The sequence below is a fragment of the Thermofilum pendens Hrk 5 genome (assembly GCF_000015225.1).
Classification (GTDB): Archaea; Thermoproteota; Thermoprotei; order Thermofilales; family Thermofilaceae; genus Thermofilum; species Thermofilum pendens.
In genome coordinates, this window is sequence record NC_008698.1 from 893072 (window position 1) to 907054 (window position 13983).

A 13983-nucleotide genomic window follows, 5' to 3' on the forward strand; every position below is an offset into this window, starting at 1 on the left:
ATATCAGGGCTTACTAAGCTTTTTCCCAATGGATATCCCGAGGAACCTCTTCGAGATACTCGTGGCGGTCGTGAACGCCTACGAGGCTACCGGTAGGCCTGTAACGAGCTCCGAGATCGCGGAGGCTGTGGGGAAGAGCGATGGGACCGTGAGGAACGTGATATCCGCCTTAAAGGCGATGGGGCTCGTCGAGGCGAAGACGGGGCCCGGCGGCGGCTACGTGCCGACAGTCAAGGGTGTCGAGGCTGTTAAGGGCTCGCTGGCCTTGGATAAGCTCTGGGAGCCGCAGAGGCTCGTGGTGGACGGTCGTGTCTCGAGGCTCTACGTTGTCGAGCTAGACCTCCTCGCGCTGTCCGGGCCGGGAGCGAAGGCTGTGCTCAAGGTTGCCGGGAGCATGCACCAGGTGCGCAGAGGCTCCCAGGTGATCCTGGGGCCTACCGGCGGCACGAGGCTCATCATACACGGGAGGGTTCAGGACGTGAACCCGGCTCGCCGCGAGTTGCTGGTAGAGGTGGACTCGATGGTCGCCGTGCCGAGGCTTAGAGCCAGGGACGTGATGACGCCTAGGCCGGAGCGGGCTACGCGGGGGATGTCGATGAGGGAGGTTGCGCGCCTCATAGTATCAAGGAACATCAGGGCTCTCCCGGTGGTAGACGAGGAGGGCGTCTTGGAGGGCTTGGTCTCCGCTCAGCACGTCTCGAAGGCCTACGCCGATGGCAGGCTGGACGCGAGAGTGGAGGACTACATGGACAGGGACGTGGCGACCGTCGAGCCGGACGAGGACATACTCAGGATAATGAGAATCATGGTCGAGAGGAACGCCGGGAGAGTCGTAGTCGTGGACCAGTCCGGTAGGCCCCAAGGCATAATCACGAGGACGGACATACTCATGGCGCTGACGAGGCTCTACGAGGTCGCCGACTCATTCGCGGTGCAGGAACTCGGTGATTGAGCGCTGCCTAGTCCTCGCCGCGAGCAACGTGCTCCTCGAGAGCACTAAGTTCAGGGGTACCCTGAGCTTCTCCTTCAGCGCTTCGAGAGCCTCCCCGAGGCTCGGGAAGCTCTCGCCGCCACCCCTCAGCGCCGCCCTCACGCTTTCCCGTATCTGCCAGTTGCCAACGGGCGCGAAGTACTCGGGCGTGATCTCCCTCACTGCAAGGACGCTGGCAACCCTTCCCCGCTTCGCGAGGTGTTCGAGCACAGCTAGCCGGATAGCCTCGTAGCCCCCGTCCTCCCCGCTCGGCTTCCCGTCGCTCCACTCGTGCACGGTGGATACGTAGGGCTCGGAGCCCGGGACCCACACGGAGTTCGGTAGCCAGACTTCGACCATTTCGAGCGACCACTTCCCGGGCATGAGGAGCAGGCTGTAGTAGTTGCCGATGTACGACGAGTGGTACAGCTCGTAGGAGGAGACCTCCGGGTAGCCCTTGACCTTGCCCAGCAGGTAGTCTCCTATCAGCCTGTCGACAGCCGTTATAGCCCACCTGGTGGGCACGAACTTCTTGGATACTCCGAGCGCGCCCGACGAGAGAACCCTCTGGATGTAGTAGACGTCGAACCCCCTCTCGTAGAGCTCCACGGCGGCGCGGCTCGCCTTAACCCTGTCCTCGATGAGCTGGTCCACCCTCCTGGGGATGTAGGGGTTGCTGACGACCGACAGCCTCTCGACCTCCGCGGAGAAGCCGACGGGCTTCAATAGCGGGTCGAAGCGCATCGAGAAGTCCGGGGGACGCCTGAACACCGCCTCCGACTCCACGGGCTTCAGCGAGAGCGCCGCCTCCCTGACTGACTCCCCGACCCTGCCAACAGCCCTCGACGCGCTGTACACGCCGTACGAGTAGACCATGGAGGCCCTCAGCCTCAAGACCTCGTAGAGGTCGAGCCTCCCCCACCACGCTCCCGGATCCTCGTAGAGGCTCGGAGACCCCTCCTCCCCGCCCACGAGGTTAACGCCCACCCGTATGTACGGGTAGCCCTTCTCGCCCACGAGCACCGAGGGGGGAGACGGCGCCTCGAGCTCCCTGCGCCCCCTCACCCTCTCGTAGACCCCCGCGAGCTCCCTAGCCCTGACGAGTATGGGGCAGTACGGTAGCCCGCAGAGCCTCCTCGAGCCCTTACACCTGGCGCAGAGGTACGGGGACGGGCGCGAGACAACGCCGGGAAACCGCGGCTCCTCCACAGCCCACCGCGTCTAAGTCCTATTACGCATTAAAAAAGCTCGCGCGTAATTCAGGCCTTGAGCTCGCTGAACCTCTTCGAGATTGCTCTCCAGTCCTCGTCGCTGAGGCGCCACCCCATCGCGCCGGCGTTCTCCTCGACGTGCGCGAGGCTGGAAGCCTTCGGGATCGGCACGACTGGGTTCAGCTTGATGAGCCAGTTGAGCGCTACCTGGGCGGCCGTCTTGCCGTACTTCCTGCCTACCTCCGCCAGGAAGCTGTCGCGGGCGAGCTGGCCCTTCTCGAGCGGCGTGTACGCGAGGTAGAGCATACCCTCCCTCTCGGCGTACGGCACGACGCTCGACTCGTCCCTCCTGTCTAGCAGGCTGAACTTGTTCTCGACCGCGGCGACGTCCTCCCGGCTCAGGCAGGCCCTAGCCTCCTCTATCAGCTCGAGCCCGAAGTTGCTCACCCCGATGAACCTGGCGAGCCCCCGCCTCACCACCTCCTCGAGCCCTCTCATCGTCTCGCAGAGGGGGACCTCCGCTGGAGGCCAGTGTATGAGGTAGAGATCCATGAAGGTCCCGAGCCTCCTAACACTGGCCTCGGCGGCCTTCACGACGTCGTCGCGCCTCGCGTGCGTCGGCCAGACCTTCGACACGATGAATACCTCGTCCCTGTCGAACCCCTTTACGGCCTCGCCTACAACCTCCTCGCTGTGGCCGCCCCCGTACATTTCGGCGGTATCTATGAGCGTCATGCCGAGCTCTAAACCCCTCCTGAGAGCAGAGACCCACTCCGCGTCGCCGCTGGTATCCGGCGACCAGTACCCGCCACCGATACCCCAGGTCCCCATCCCCAGGGAGGGCAGGCTCCTCCCAAGCTTCTTGAAGTACTTCAAGTCGCCCGCTCCAGGCATAACCAAGAAGCACCGTCCAGCGTTAAAAATATTGCCGATCTAGGCGTGTCTTAGCGCGTGAACAAGCGCTACGTACTGCTGGCCGCGTTGCTCCTAGCGGTACTCCTCGCGGTCGCCTACGTGGCGCTTAGGCCCCGGCGCCCCTCTATAGACGAGCTTCTAGGAGCCGCGAAGAAGGGTGCACGGGTGGAGCTACGTGTAGCGGGGCTGACTGCTGGGCGCATGCCGCGCGAGTACACGTGCGACGGCGCAGACGAGTCGCCGGATGTCAGCTGGGGCGAGCTTCCGCCCGGCACTAGGAGCCTGGTACTACTCTGCGTAGACCCCGACGCGCCCCGGGGAACATTCGTCCACTGGGTTCTCTACAACGTACCAGCAAGCGCCACCAGGGTTCCGCGGTCCCTTCCCAAGGCCCCCACAACGCCGTTCGGCCTCCAAGGAGTCAACGACTTCGGCTTCACGGGGTACGGGGGACCCTGCCCTCCCAGCGGGACCCACCGCTACGTATTCGTACTCCTAGCCCTCGACTCTGAGCTCGCGCTCAGCGGGGGAGCCGACGCCTTAACTGTGCTCAGCAAGGCTTCCGGGCACGTCATCGGCTACGGCGAGGTAGTGCTAACCTATTCGCGCGGATAGCTCGCGCGCTATCAATATATGTGCCATTTCCATTAGTAGCTTGTGGTGCGCGTGGAGGGCTTTGCGTCGCCCCGTGCGGGGCAGGCGGAGACTATAGGCGCGATACTGCTCGTAGTCGTAGCTGTGGCTGTCTGGGCGGCGGCGTGGGGCTTCTTCTACCCCGTATACCAGCAACTCTCGCAGCGCGTTGAGCGCGAAAGGCTTGTCGCCGAGAAGGGGCTCCGGGAGTACCTCCTCCTCGAGAGGCTCTACGTGGATCAGGGGAAGGTATGCGCCTACATAACGAACACCGGGGACGTTGAGACCGAGCTCGTATCCCTGTACTTCAACGATACCCTCGTGTGGAGCGGCTACCTAGACCTCAAGGTCGGGCAGTCGGCACAGGTGTGCACACCGCTAACCTCTAAGGGGACCTACAGGGTGAAGGCTTGTAGCTATACAGGTTGCTTCGAGGGGGTCGACTATGTCCCGTGACGGCTGCGCGAGGGGGCAGGCATCCGCCGTCGGAGCCGTATTCATAACCATGGTGTTCATACTCCTCGCGGTACTCGTCTCCAGGCAGATACAGGTTCAGACGGAGGTCCAGAGAATTGCCTCGGAGGTCCTGGAGGCCAGGAGGTCCGAGGGCGCCCTATCCCTCAAGGTAAACGACACGTATACCTCGAACAGCGCGGGCGTAGCGGTCGCCGAGGAGGGGCAGGGCACGTGCGACCCCGCGGCTCTCCTGAAGGAGGACGGCTACTACTGCACATTCAACGCGGTAAACATCGGTGGAACCTACGTCTTGAAGCTCAACCTCTCAGCGCAGAGCGTGCCGCCCACCCTCCTAAACACGACTTGTAGAATGCTCCTCTACTCCAACGCGACGCTCCAGGCATCGCTCTACGAGAAGGTCAACGCAAGCCTCGCGCTCCTCCAGACGTTCACCCTGCCGAACGCCACGTGGACGCGCCTCTCGGTGGGCTCGAAGACTCCGAGCTACGTGCTCCTCGCCCAGTCCCAGAGCCCCTTCCAGCTGAAGCTAGACTACCTCGGCTACACATACACCGTCTACAACTCCACAGGCTTCTACGCGATCGTAGCGAACGGGGGCCCCGGGCACGCCTACATATACGCGGTCTGGGCGGTTACAAGCGAAGCCCCCACAGGCAGGATAGCCGTTAACCGGCTACTGGAGCCCGGCGACAGCGTAACAGTATCGGTGCCCATACCAAGCTACAACGTCTCAGAGCTACGCGTAGCGACAAGCACCAGGGTGTACATCTACAAGATACGCGCATCACTGCCGCCTACACGTGGAGCCCCGCCGGGGGCACTCGCCAAGTTCGCTATTGTAAGCTACAACACCACGGTGACCGGGGCGACGGGCTCTCTGAAAAGGTTCGTAGCCAGTGTCAAGAACGTTGGGAATGCCAGCGGAACGGTGTCCGTAGAGGTTTACGACCATGCGGGCTCCCTCGTGGGCAAAACGTCGCTGAGCCTAAGCCCCGGGCAGGTGGGAGAAGCTAGCATCACTATCACGCTCCCAGGACAGCCCGGGACCTACACGTGGATGGTGCTAGCTAGGAACGCCGCCACGGGAGGCGTAGACGACTCGAAGAGCTTCACCGTGAACGCCGTGAGCTGGCTCTACTCAGGCTGGCTGTACAGGAAGGGCCACGACATTGTTGGCTCTACTGCGGGGGCTGTTTCCGGCTACCAGGTGAGGCTCAGGGTGTGTAGTGGTAGCGGGACTGACTCGGGGGATACTGTCTACTTGAACGGGAAGGGGAGGGCGGACTTCGGGGACCTCAGGTTCTCGTACCTCCAGCCCGACGGGAGAGAGGTAGCTATACCGTACTGGGTGGAGAGCGTTAGCGGCGGCTGCGCCACCGTATGGGTGAAGGTGCCGAGCATACCTGCCAGCCCCGGGACAGCCAGGATATACGTCTACTACGGAAACCCCTCTGCTACTAGCGAGAGCAACGGAGCGGCGACGTTCATCTACTTCAACGACTTCTCGAGCGCCATAGGTTTCACGAGCTTCCCATACGACAAGGGGGCGGACGGCTGGGGCGACGTGGACGGTAGCGACTCTTCTGGCTGGCAGCTCTTCCAGGGGGCTCTCAAGCACCGCGTGACTGTTGACGCTAGCCACATGTACGCGTTGACGGACGTCCAGAATGGTAACGTGGCTGTATGTGTCCTCATAAACCTCGGGAAGCTCGAGGAGATAGAGGAGGCGGGAGTAGCGGCTAGGCACAGTGTCGACGCCAACGGCTACATAAGGCAGTACTACGCTAGGCTCATATACGCGCCGAGCCTGATCGACTCGTTAACGTTTAGGCCAAGAGTTAACGTGGAGCTCGTTAAGAGTACTGGTCTGCCGAGCGAGGTAGAGCCCGTGCACGTCTATTACAGCTTGCAGGCTAATACTTGGTACAAGCTTGAGATGAGGCTGTACGGTGGGCACATAACAGTGTACGTGAACGACTCTAAGGTTATCGACTGGACCGACTCAAGCCCGATAACCTCCGGCTCCAGGCTAGGCCTCTTCAGCGCGTACAACAAGAACGTCGACCACCTATACGACAACTTCTACGTCCGCAACTACGTAGAGCCAGAGCCAAGCCACGGGCAGTGGCTCCCGGAGGAGACTCCGCCAGCGGATCCTTAACGCGAACGTTAGCCTTATGTACGTTCACGCGTCTAGGTACCGGGGGCTCCTTGAGGAAGGACGTGGAGATCGTGAACACAGCTTCTAACGTAGCGGTCGTCACCCTGTGGACTAAGAAGGAAGTCGTCGTCGAGCGCCTCGAGAAGCTCGGGGTGCTCGGCAAGGTCTACGCGGTTGGGACTCTCTACACGAAGTACGGCGTGAACTACCTTCTCCACACGCTGTCCACGACGCCCCAGGTCGACGTGCTAGTGGTCTTCGGGGCAGACCTGATGGGTAGCGGGGAGGCTCTGGTAAAGCTCTTCAAGGGCGAAGTGGACGAGGGGTTGAAGCTCCTCTGGAGCCTCGAAGAGCTAAAGCCGTTGCTCTCCTCGGTCAGGGTCGTCGACCTGAGGGAAGCGTTCAAGAGGGGGGACTGGGGCGCCCTCGCCAGGGCGATAGAGGAGAACTACAGGCCCGGCGCGAGGAGGCCCGCCGCGCCGCTGAGGATGGAGGAGGTGGAGCTAGAGTCCTGGCCCCTCCAGGTGGCGGGGCTCTACGTGCAGGAGACGAGCCTTTTCAGGGCGTGGGTCAAGCTCGTCGACGCCGTTATGACGTGGGGCTTCGTGAAGGGTAGCGAGTACGGCGAGAGGCAGAGGCAGCTCCTCGGCGCGGTGGTAGTGCTGGACGCCTCGCAACCCCTCGACGAGAGGGTGTACAGGTACTTCCCGCGGGAGGACTTCGAGAGGCAGGCGAAGTCAATACTCGAAGGCGAGGAGGGCGCTGTCTACAGCTACGGCGACAGGCTCAGGAGGCACCGTGAGGCGGGGGACCAGGTGCGGCGCATCGTCGAGAGGCTCGCGTCCTCGCCGGACACGAGGAGGGCTATAGCGCTCACGTGGGACTTCGCGACGGATACGAACTCCCAGGACCCCCCGTGCCTCGTAGCCGTGCAGGGAGACCTCAGCGGCGACACGTACAACCAGGTCGCCTTCTTCAGGAGCCACGACGCCTACGCCGCGTGGCCCCTCAACGCGTACGGGCTACTCGCCCTCATGCGCCGAGTCGCCGGCGAGCTATCCGAAAGGACCGGCAGAGCCGTGAAGCCCGGGTGGCTCGTCGTCTACAGCTCCTCGCTCCACGTCTACGAGCACGACTGGGGGAGGGCGCTGAGGCTAGTCCAGGAGAACGCCGCCGAGGCCAGGGGTGCCTTCGTGCCCGACAACAAGGGGAACTTCCTGGTGAGGGTGGAGGGCGGCAGGATAGTCGCGGAGCTGAGGACGCCGGACGGCCGCCTCTACAGGAGGTACGAGGGCGGTAGCGCCTCCGAGGTCCTGAGGCAGGTCGGCCTGGACGCCTTGATGCCGGGCCACGCCGCCTACCTCTCGAGGGAGCTCTACAGGGCTGAGAAGGCGCTGAGAGAGGGTGGCGAGTACGTCCAGGACGCCGTCTAGCCCGTAGCTAGCTTTTTGATTTTCTCGAGTACTGCGCCGAAGTACTCCACCTCCTCGGGCGTGTTGTAGAGGTATAAGCTAGCCCTCACGGTGCCCATCGGGCTCCCGAGCCTCTTCACAAGCGGCAGGGCGCAGTGGTGCCCGCTCCTCACCGCGATGCCCTCCAAGTCGAGCATTGAGGCTACCTCGTGCGGCGTCAACCCGTCTAGGTTGAAGCTTACCACGCCGAGCCTATCCTTCATGTCCCTGGGGCCGTAAATCCTCGCTCCGACACCCTCCAGCACCTCGAGTAGCTTCGCGGTAAGCCTCTTCTCGTGCTCCTCCACGTCCTCCATGCCCACGCTCCTCAAGTACTCCACCGCCTTCGCGAGCCCCACGGCGCCGGCAACGTTGGGAGTTCCAGCCTCAAACTTGTGGGGCGGGTGGAGCCACTCGGCGCTACACGAGTCCTCCGCGCAGCTCACCAGGGATATGGCGCCGCCGCCCGGGAACGGGGGTTCAAGCCTCTCGGCGAGATCCCCCCTTATGTAGAGCCCGCCCGTACCCATGGGTCCGAGCATCTTGTGCCCCGAGAACGCGAAGAAGTCCGCCCCGATATCCTTCACGTCTACCCGCATATGCGGAGTGCTCTGAGCGCCGTCTACGAGGCAGAAGGCGCCAGCGTCGTGCGCTAGCCTGCACAGCTCCTTCACTGGGTTCACGACGCCCGTCACATTGCTCACGTGGGTCACCGCGACTATCTTAGCGCCCCTCGACAGAGCCTTCTCGTACTCGTCGAGCCTAAGCCTGCCCTCGTCGTCCACGTCGACTACCCTCAGCTCGGCCCCCGCGAGCTTCGCTACCCGCACCCAGGGCAACAGGTTGCTGTGGTGCTCCATCCTCGTAACGACTATGGCGTCGCCCCTCGATATAAGCCCCGACACCAGCAACGAGTAGGCGGCTAGGTTTATGGACTCGGTAGTGTTCTTCGTGAAGACGAGCTCCTCGGGCTTCGCCCCTATAAACGCCGCGACAATCTTCCTCGAATCCTCGTAAGCCTCGGTAGCCCTGAGCCCAAGCTCGTGCACACTCCTACCTATGTTCGCGTTCAGCGACTTGTAAAACGACTCGACAGCCTCCACCACCTGGAGGGGCCTCTGGCTCGTAGCCGCGTTATCGAAGTAGACAAGCTGCTTCCCGTGAACCTTCTTCGAGAGTATGGGGAAATCCCTCCTAACCCTGTAGGGGTCGAGCAAGCCTCAACACCGTAGAAGAAATACGCCTACATACAGTTAAACCTTTTCGATTTTAAAGCTAAAAACATATATCCTCCTCAAGCTTAGTCAGCCGAGGTGCGTGCATGTCAAGCCTTCCTCAAAAACGGGTCTTCTTACCGGCTAGGCAGAAAAGGATACTCGACGCCGTCCTGAGCGGCGCCTCAGACCTGGACGAAATCGCGGGGAGGCTGGGGGCCAGGAGAGAGGACCTCATGAGGGACGTGGAGGAGCTGAGGGCCCGCGGCTTCGTCGAGGTGGAGAGGAGGGAGGTGGAGAGGCTCTCGCTCACCAGGGAGGGCGAGGAGTACCTGGAGAAGGGGTTGCCCGAGGAGAGGTTGCTCGCCCTGCTGGAGGCTAGGGGCGCAGTGCGCAGGGGCGAGGTAGCCGCGCTCGCGCGCGAGCTCGGGGTCGAGCTGGGCGAGGAGGAGGCTCAGATAGCGTTTTCCCACCTAGCGAGGGCGGGCGCGGTGTCGTTCTCCGGGGACGAGGTACGCCTCTCGGACCCCGAGAAGGCGAGGAGGCACGTTGAGTCCGTCAAGGAGTCCCTGCTCGCGGTTAAGCAGGGAAGGCAGCCGCCGCTGGACGTGTCGTACCTGAAGAGGAGGAGGCTCGTGGAGCCAAGGAGGTACGCGGTGATCCTGCTAAGGCCCTCCGAGGCTGCCCGCAGGCTGGCCGCCGAGGGGCTCCTCGCTGAGGCCCGCGTCGTGACCGAGCTTACCGGCGAGCTCATAGTGTCGGGAGGGTGGCGCGAGGTAGTATTCAAGGAGTTCGACCTGTCCGTCGAGGTCCCGCAGGCCGGCTTCGGGAGGAAGCACCCGTACCTCGAGTTCCTCGACTGGGTCAGGGAGATACTCGTGTCGATGGGCTTCGAGGAGATGAAGGGACCCCACGTCGAGCTCGAGCTCTGGAACTTCGACGCCCTCTTCCAGGCACAGGACCACCCCGCCAGGGAGATACACGACACCTACTTCGTCAAGGGGGGAGCCACGGGCAGGGTGGGGGACGAGGAGCTGTTGAGGAGGATAGCGTTGACACACGAAAACGGCTGGGTGACGGGGTCGAAGGGCTGGGGCTACAAGTGGGACCCGGCGCGGGCGCTCCGCCTCATACTCAGGACGCAGACGACAGCGGTCTCCGCGAGGACCCTCTACGCGCGAGGCGAGGGGGAGTACATGTGCTTCTCCCTTGACAGGGTGTTCCGCCCCGAGAACCTAGACGCGAAGCACAGCATGGAGTTCTACCAGCTGGAGGGCATAATAGTCGGCAGGAGGGTTACCTTCAGGAACCTGCTGGGCTTCTTCCAGGAGATGTCGCGCAGGCTCGGGCTCGGGGAGGTGAAGGTGAAGCCAGCTTACTTCCCGTTCACAGAGCCCAGCGTCGAGGGCTTCATAAAGCACCCCAAGCTGGGGTGGATCGAGGTTTTCCCCGGCGGCATGTTCCGCCCGGAGGTCCTCGCCCCCCTCGGGCTTAGAGGCGTGAACGTGGCGGCCTGGGGCATAGGGATCGACAGGATCGCGATGACGGTGCTAGGCGTCGACGACATCAGGGTGCTCTTCTCGCAGGACCTCGAGTACATAAAGTCCTCGCCCAGACCCCTCCCCCTGAGCCTGGTGACGAAGGGGTGAGCCGCGGTGCCAGTGGTCGAGGTTAAGCTCTGGGACCTCGAGCGGCTGACGGGCGCGAGCCTCGACGAGTCCACCGTGCGGGACCTGCTCCCCAGGCTCAAGTGCGAGGTAGAGGAGGTCAGCGGCGAGGACGTAGTCTACGAGGCGACCCACGACAGGCCCGACCTCTACTCCGCCGAGCTGCTATCGGTCTACCTCAAGGGGCTCCTCGGAGTCGAGGATGGGTTGCCGAGGCCCCGCGTGGGGTCGGCGGAGGGGGTAGCCGAGGTGGAGGGCCCCGCCTACAGGCCGTACGCCTTCTTCGCCGTGGTGAGGGGTGTGTCCCTGGACGACGAGGCGATAAGGCAGCTCATGCAGCTCCAGGAGAAGGTGCACCTCACCTACGGGAGGAACAGGAGGAAGGTCTCGATAGGGCTGTACGACCTCGACGGGATAAAGTTGCCCGTTAGGTACGTCGCGGCTAGCCCGGAGACGAGGATGAAGCCCCTCGGCTTCGCGATCGAGATGACGCTCAGGGAGGTCCTCGAGAAGCACCCGAAGGGCGTGGAGTACGGGCACCTCGTGAAGGGGCACGGGGAGTACCCGCTCATAGTGGACGCGGAGGGCAAGGTTGTGAGCTTCCCGCCGATAACGAACAGCGAGGACTTCAGGGTCACGGAGTCCACGAGGGACGTCCTCATAGACGTTACGTCCACAGACCCGGAGGCTGGGAGGAGGATAATCTCCCTCTTCGCCCACGCGGTCGCCGTGAGGGGCGGCGAGGTACGCCCGCTGAGGCTCAAGGGAGCCTTGGACGAGGAGTCCCCGAGGATGGAGCCGGAGGAAGTCGTGTACGACGTGTCGATGAACAGGGACCTCCTGGGCCTCGACCTGGGGGTAGAGGAGACCGTGAGGCTGCTCAGGGCCATGAGGATGGACGCGGAGCCCGCGGGCAACGGTAAGGTGGCGGTCAGGTACCCGTACTTCAGGGTAGACATACTGCACCCCGTCGACATAGCCGAGGAGGTAGCGATGGGCTACGGCTACGAGCGCATAGAGCCCGCTGTGATCCCGCCGCTCCACCCGGGCAGGGAGGACCCCATCGAGGTCTTCACGAGGGCGCTCAGGGAGGGGATGGTCGGGCTAGGCTTCGTGGAGGTCAACAACTACATGATGACTAGCGCCTCCCTGATGTTCGACGCGATGCTCCTGCCGAGGCAGCCGATAGTAGAGGTCGAGAACCCGAGGCACGAGGCCTACCACGCGCTGAGGACGTGGATAGTCCCCCAGCTACTCAGGCTCATGTCGAGCAGCAAGCACGCCGGCTACCCCCAGAGAGTGTTCGAGGCGGGCGACGTCGCGATACCGGACGAGTCGAGGGACAACAGGGTCCGGGAGGAGAGGCGCCTAGCCTTCGCAGTGGCCGGGAAGGGCGTCACGCTCACAGACGGCTTAGCGGCTCTAAAGGGGCTCTTCAGGCAGCTCGGGGTGAGCTTTAAGCTCGAGAAAGCCGAGCACCCGAGCTTCATCGCCGGCAGGGTTGCGCGCGTAGTGACAGAGGCGGGGGACGCCGGCATAGTCGGCGAGGTACACCCACAGGTCCTCGTGAACTTCGGCTTAGAGGTGCCCGTGGTCGCCGGCGAGCTCAACGTCGAGGTGGTCATGAAGTGCTACCTGGCCAGGCTTGGAGGGGCGTAGTCGTCGACCTCTGGGGCACGTTGCTCTACCCCTCGGTAAGCCTGGAGGAGTACTCGAGGGAGAGGGCCAGGAGGATAGCCGAGGCCCTCAGGGCCCGCGGCGCCTCTCTCGGGGAGGACGAGGTTCTCGAAGCCTACAAGCGGGCTAGGAGGCTCGCGGACAGGGTGAGGAACATAACGATGATCGAGGTTAGCCTGGAGGGCGAAGTAGTGATGCTCTTAGACGAGCTGGGGCTAGAGCCCTCCGAGGAGCTGGTATCCGAGGTCTCCGAGGCCTTCATACAGCCGTACCTCTCGCTCGTGAAGCCAGCCGAGGGGGCGCGGGGCTTCCTGGAGGGCGCCAAGAAGATGGGCTACAGGCTCGTACTAGCCTCCAACACTATGAGCACGAGGCACAGCGTGGAGCTCTTGAGGAGGCACGGGCTCGCCGAGCTATTCGACTACATGGCCTTCTCGGACAGCGTCGGCTTCAGGAAGCCCCACCCCAGGTTCTTCGCGCACATAGTCGCCGAGGCTGGCATAGCGCCGCGGGAAAGCTTCTTCGTGGGGGACGAGGAGGCGGACATAAGGGGCGCCAAGCTCTGCGGCTTCAAAACGATAGCGTACACGGGCTTCCACCCCTACACCGGCAACACCCAGCCCGACTGCACCGCGCACAGCTTCGACGCCGTGGCAGAGTGCATGGAGAAACTGGCCTAAGCCTTCCTCCCCGCCGCGTCCAGCGCGGACCTAAGCCTAGCCCTAAGCTCCTCGTAAGCCCTGACACCCTTCTCCGTAAGCTCTACGAGAGTCCTGGGGCCAGCTAGCGTCAACACCTTCCTAGCCGAGACGTAGCCGCGCTCCTCGAGGCTCCTGAGCTTGCTGTCCAGGTCGCCCCACGAGAAGCCTAAAGCCCGCTTAAGCTCGCCGACAGTCATGGGGCCCACCGCGTACAGCAACGTTACGATAGCGAACCGCTTGTAGTTCATGAGGAACGGGTCGACGCCCCCGAGGAGCTCGGCAAGCTCCTCTCCCTCCTCACCCACCGACGCCCCCCTCGAGCGCCCTGTGAGCGCGGCGAAGCGCGTAGATACCCGCCGCGTAGTAGGAGGCAAGCATGAGCCCAAGCGCTACGAGGTTCGCCGCGTAGCCCCTCGCAAGGGACAAGTAGAGCACGGCCGGGTACGTCGCCAGCATAGTGCTAGACGCGACCAGGAAAGGCTTAGACCACTCAGCCCCGCCGAACGAGACGTACACGAGGAGCAGGAAGAGCCCCACGTAGAGATACCAGGCACTCGCCGCGGCAGCCTCAGAGCCCGTAGCCACCGCCACGACGTAGAACACCGGTAACGGAGCCAAGAACGAGGCGACCCACCTCCACACCTCGACCCGAGGCGCGCGCGACGCAAACCTAGAGGTAACCGCGTACGCCACCACCATCAAAGCGGTAAACCCCGCGAGCACGGCGTACCGGTATTCCCACAGCTCCGGGAACCCCCATACGACGGAGAAATACGCGCCCGTAAGCATGCCGTACGTGAAGAAGTTTACAGCGGTCACCACGTTCTCGAAGTACCCCCTCATCCTCCCAGCCAGCTCGGCTAGCTCAGCGTACCTATCCAAGCCCACCACCAGTCACCAAAGCAA

The 13983-nt window shown here is 63.2% G+C and carries 13 protein-coding genes; 8 read left to right on the forward strand and 5 right to left on the reverse strand.

Features of this window, described 5'->3' with window-relative positions; translation table 11 throughout:
• Positions 1 to 28 precede the first annotated feature (28 nt).
• On the forward strand, positions 29 to 952 hold the full coding sequence (locus TPEN_RS04860; protein ID WP_011752607.1) for a CBS domain-containing protein: 924 nt from the start codon (positions 29 to 31) through the stop codon (positions 950 to 952).
• On the opposite strand, the gene TPEN_RS04865 is transcribed toward TPEN_RS04860, so the two are convergent.
• Positions 923 to 2179 (reverse strand): Nre family DNA repair protein, encoded by a 1257-nt coding sequence (locus TPEN_RS04865; protein ID WP_011752608.1) that lies wholly within the window; start codon positions 2177 to 2179, stop codon positions 923 to 925. The genes TPEN_RS04860 and TPEN_RS04865 overlap by 30 nt on opposite strands.
• Positions 2180 to 2229: 50 nt before the next feature.
• Positions 2230 to 3075, reverse strand: coding sequence for an aldo/keto reductase (locus tag TPEN_RS04870; protein ID WP_011752609.1), 846 nt, complete (start codon positions 3073 to 3075; stop codon positions 2230 to 2232).
• Positions 3076 to 3132: 57 nt separating this feature from the next.
• Between TPEN_RS04870 and TPEN_RS04875 the strand changes: the two genes are divergently transcribed.
• The 4 genes from TPEN_RS04875 to TPEN_RS04890 are packed head-to-tail and all read left to right on the forward strand — an operon-like array spanning position 3133 to position 7800.
• On the forward strand, positions 3133 to 3711 hold the full coding sequence (locus TPEN_RS04875) for a YbhB/YbcL family Raf kinase inhibitor-like protein (RefSeq protein WP_011752610.1): 579 nt from the start codon (positions 3133 to 3135) through the stop codon (positions 3709 to 3711).
• A gap of 42 nt (positions 3712 to 3753) precedes the next feature.
• Positions 3754 to 4185, forward strand: a complete 432-nt coding sequence (locus tag TPEN_RS04880) for a hypothetical protein (RefSeq protein ID WP_011752611.1) — start codon at positions 3754 to 3756, stop codon at positions 4183 to 4185.
• Positions 4175 to 6367, forward strand: a complete 2193-nt coding sequence (locus TPEN_RS04885; protein ID WP_011752612.1) for a DUF2341 domain-containing protein — start codon at positions 4175 to 4177, stop codon at positions 6365 to 6367. The genes TPEN_RS04880 and TPEN_RS04885 overlap by 11 nt, the downstream gene beginning before the upstream one ends.
• Before the next feature lie 50 nt (positions 6368 to 6417).
• Positions 6418 to 7800 carry a thymidylate synthase gene (locus TPEN_RS04890; RefSeq protein WP_011752613.1) on the forward strand — a complete coding sequence of 461 codons (1383 nt, stop codon included), beginning with the start codon at positions 6418 to 6420 and terminating at the stop codon, positions 7798 to 7800.
• Here TPEN_RS04890 and TPEN_RS04895 read toward each other — a convergent pair.
• Positions 7797 to 9035, reverse strand: coding sequence for an aminotransferase class V-fold PLP-dependent enzyme (locus TPEN_RS04895; protein ID WP_011752614.1), 1239 nt, complete (start codon positions 9033 to 9035; stop codon positions 7797 to 7799). The genes TPEN_RS04890 and TPEN_RS04895 overlap by 4 nt on opposite strands.
• A 104-nt stretch (positions 9036 to 9139) precedes the next feature.
• Between TPEN_RS04895 and pheS the strand changes: the two genes are divergently transcribed.
• The 3 genes from pheS to TPEN_RS04910 are packed head-to-tail and all read left to right on the forward strand — an operon-like array spanning position 9140 to position 13056.
• Positions 9140 to 10681, forward strand: a complete 1542-nt coding sequence (gene pheS, locus TPEN_RS04900; protein WP_011752615.1) for a phenylalanine--tRNA ligase subunit alpha — start codon at positions 9140 to 9142, stop codon at positions 10679 to 10681.
• A gap of 6 nt (positions 10682 to 10687) precedes the next feature.
• Positions 10688 to 12358, forward strand: a complete 1671-nt coding sequence (gene pheT / locus TPEN_RS04905; RefSeq protein WP_011752616.1) for a phenylalanine--tRNA ligase subunit beta — start codon at positions 10688 to 10690, stop codon at positions 12356 to 12358.
• Entirely contained in the window at positions 12328 to 13056 is a 729-nt protein-coding gene (locus TPEN_RS04910) for an HAD family hydrolase (RefSeq protein ID WP_011752617.1), read from the forward strand. The genes pheT and TPEN_RS04910 overlap by 31 nt, the downstream gene beginning before the upstream one ends.
• Here TPEN_RS04910 and TPEN_RS04915 read toward each other — a convergent pair.
• Both TPEN_RS04915 and TPEN_RS04920 read right to left on the reverse strand, forming a co-directional pair.
• Positions 13053 to 13382, reverse strand: coding sequence for a transcriptional regulator (locus TPEN_RS04915; RefSeq protein ID WP_011752618.1), 330 nt, complete (start codon positions 13380 to 13382; stop codon positions 13053 to 13055). The two genes, TPEN_RS04910 and TPEN_RS04915, sit on opposite strands and share 4 nt — an antisense overlap.
• Complete coding sequence (locus TPEN_RS04920; protein WP_052885161.1) at positions 13375 to 13968, reverse strand: hypothetical protein; 594 nt, start codon at positions 13966 to 13968, stop codon at positions 13375 to 13377. Before TPEN_RS04920 ends, TPEN_RS04915 begins: the two co-directional genes overlap by 8 nt.
• Positions 13969 to 13983: the final 15 nt, after the last annotated feature.

Bases quoted from the DNA above. Each gene is read 5' to 3' on its own strand.
- TPEN_RS04860 (WP_011752607.1), top strand. From the start codon at position 29: ATGGATATCCCGAGGAACCTCTTCGAGATACTCGTGGCGGTCGTGAAC.
- TPEN_RS04870 (WP_011752609.1), bottom strand. From the start codon at position 3,075: ATGCCTGGAGCGGGCGACTTGAAGTACTTCAAGAAGCTTGGGAGGAGC.
- TPEN_RS04885 (WP_011752612.1), top strand. From the start codon at position 4,175: ATGTCCCGTGACGGCTGCGCGAGGGGGCAGGCATCCGCCGTCGGAGCC.
- pheS (WP_011752615.1), top strand. From the start codon at position 9,140: ATGTCAAGCCTTCCTCAAAAACGGGTCTTCTTACCGGCTAGGCAGAAA.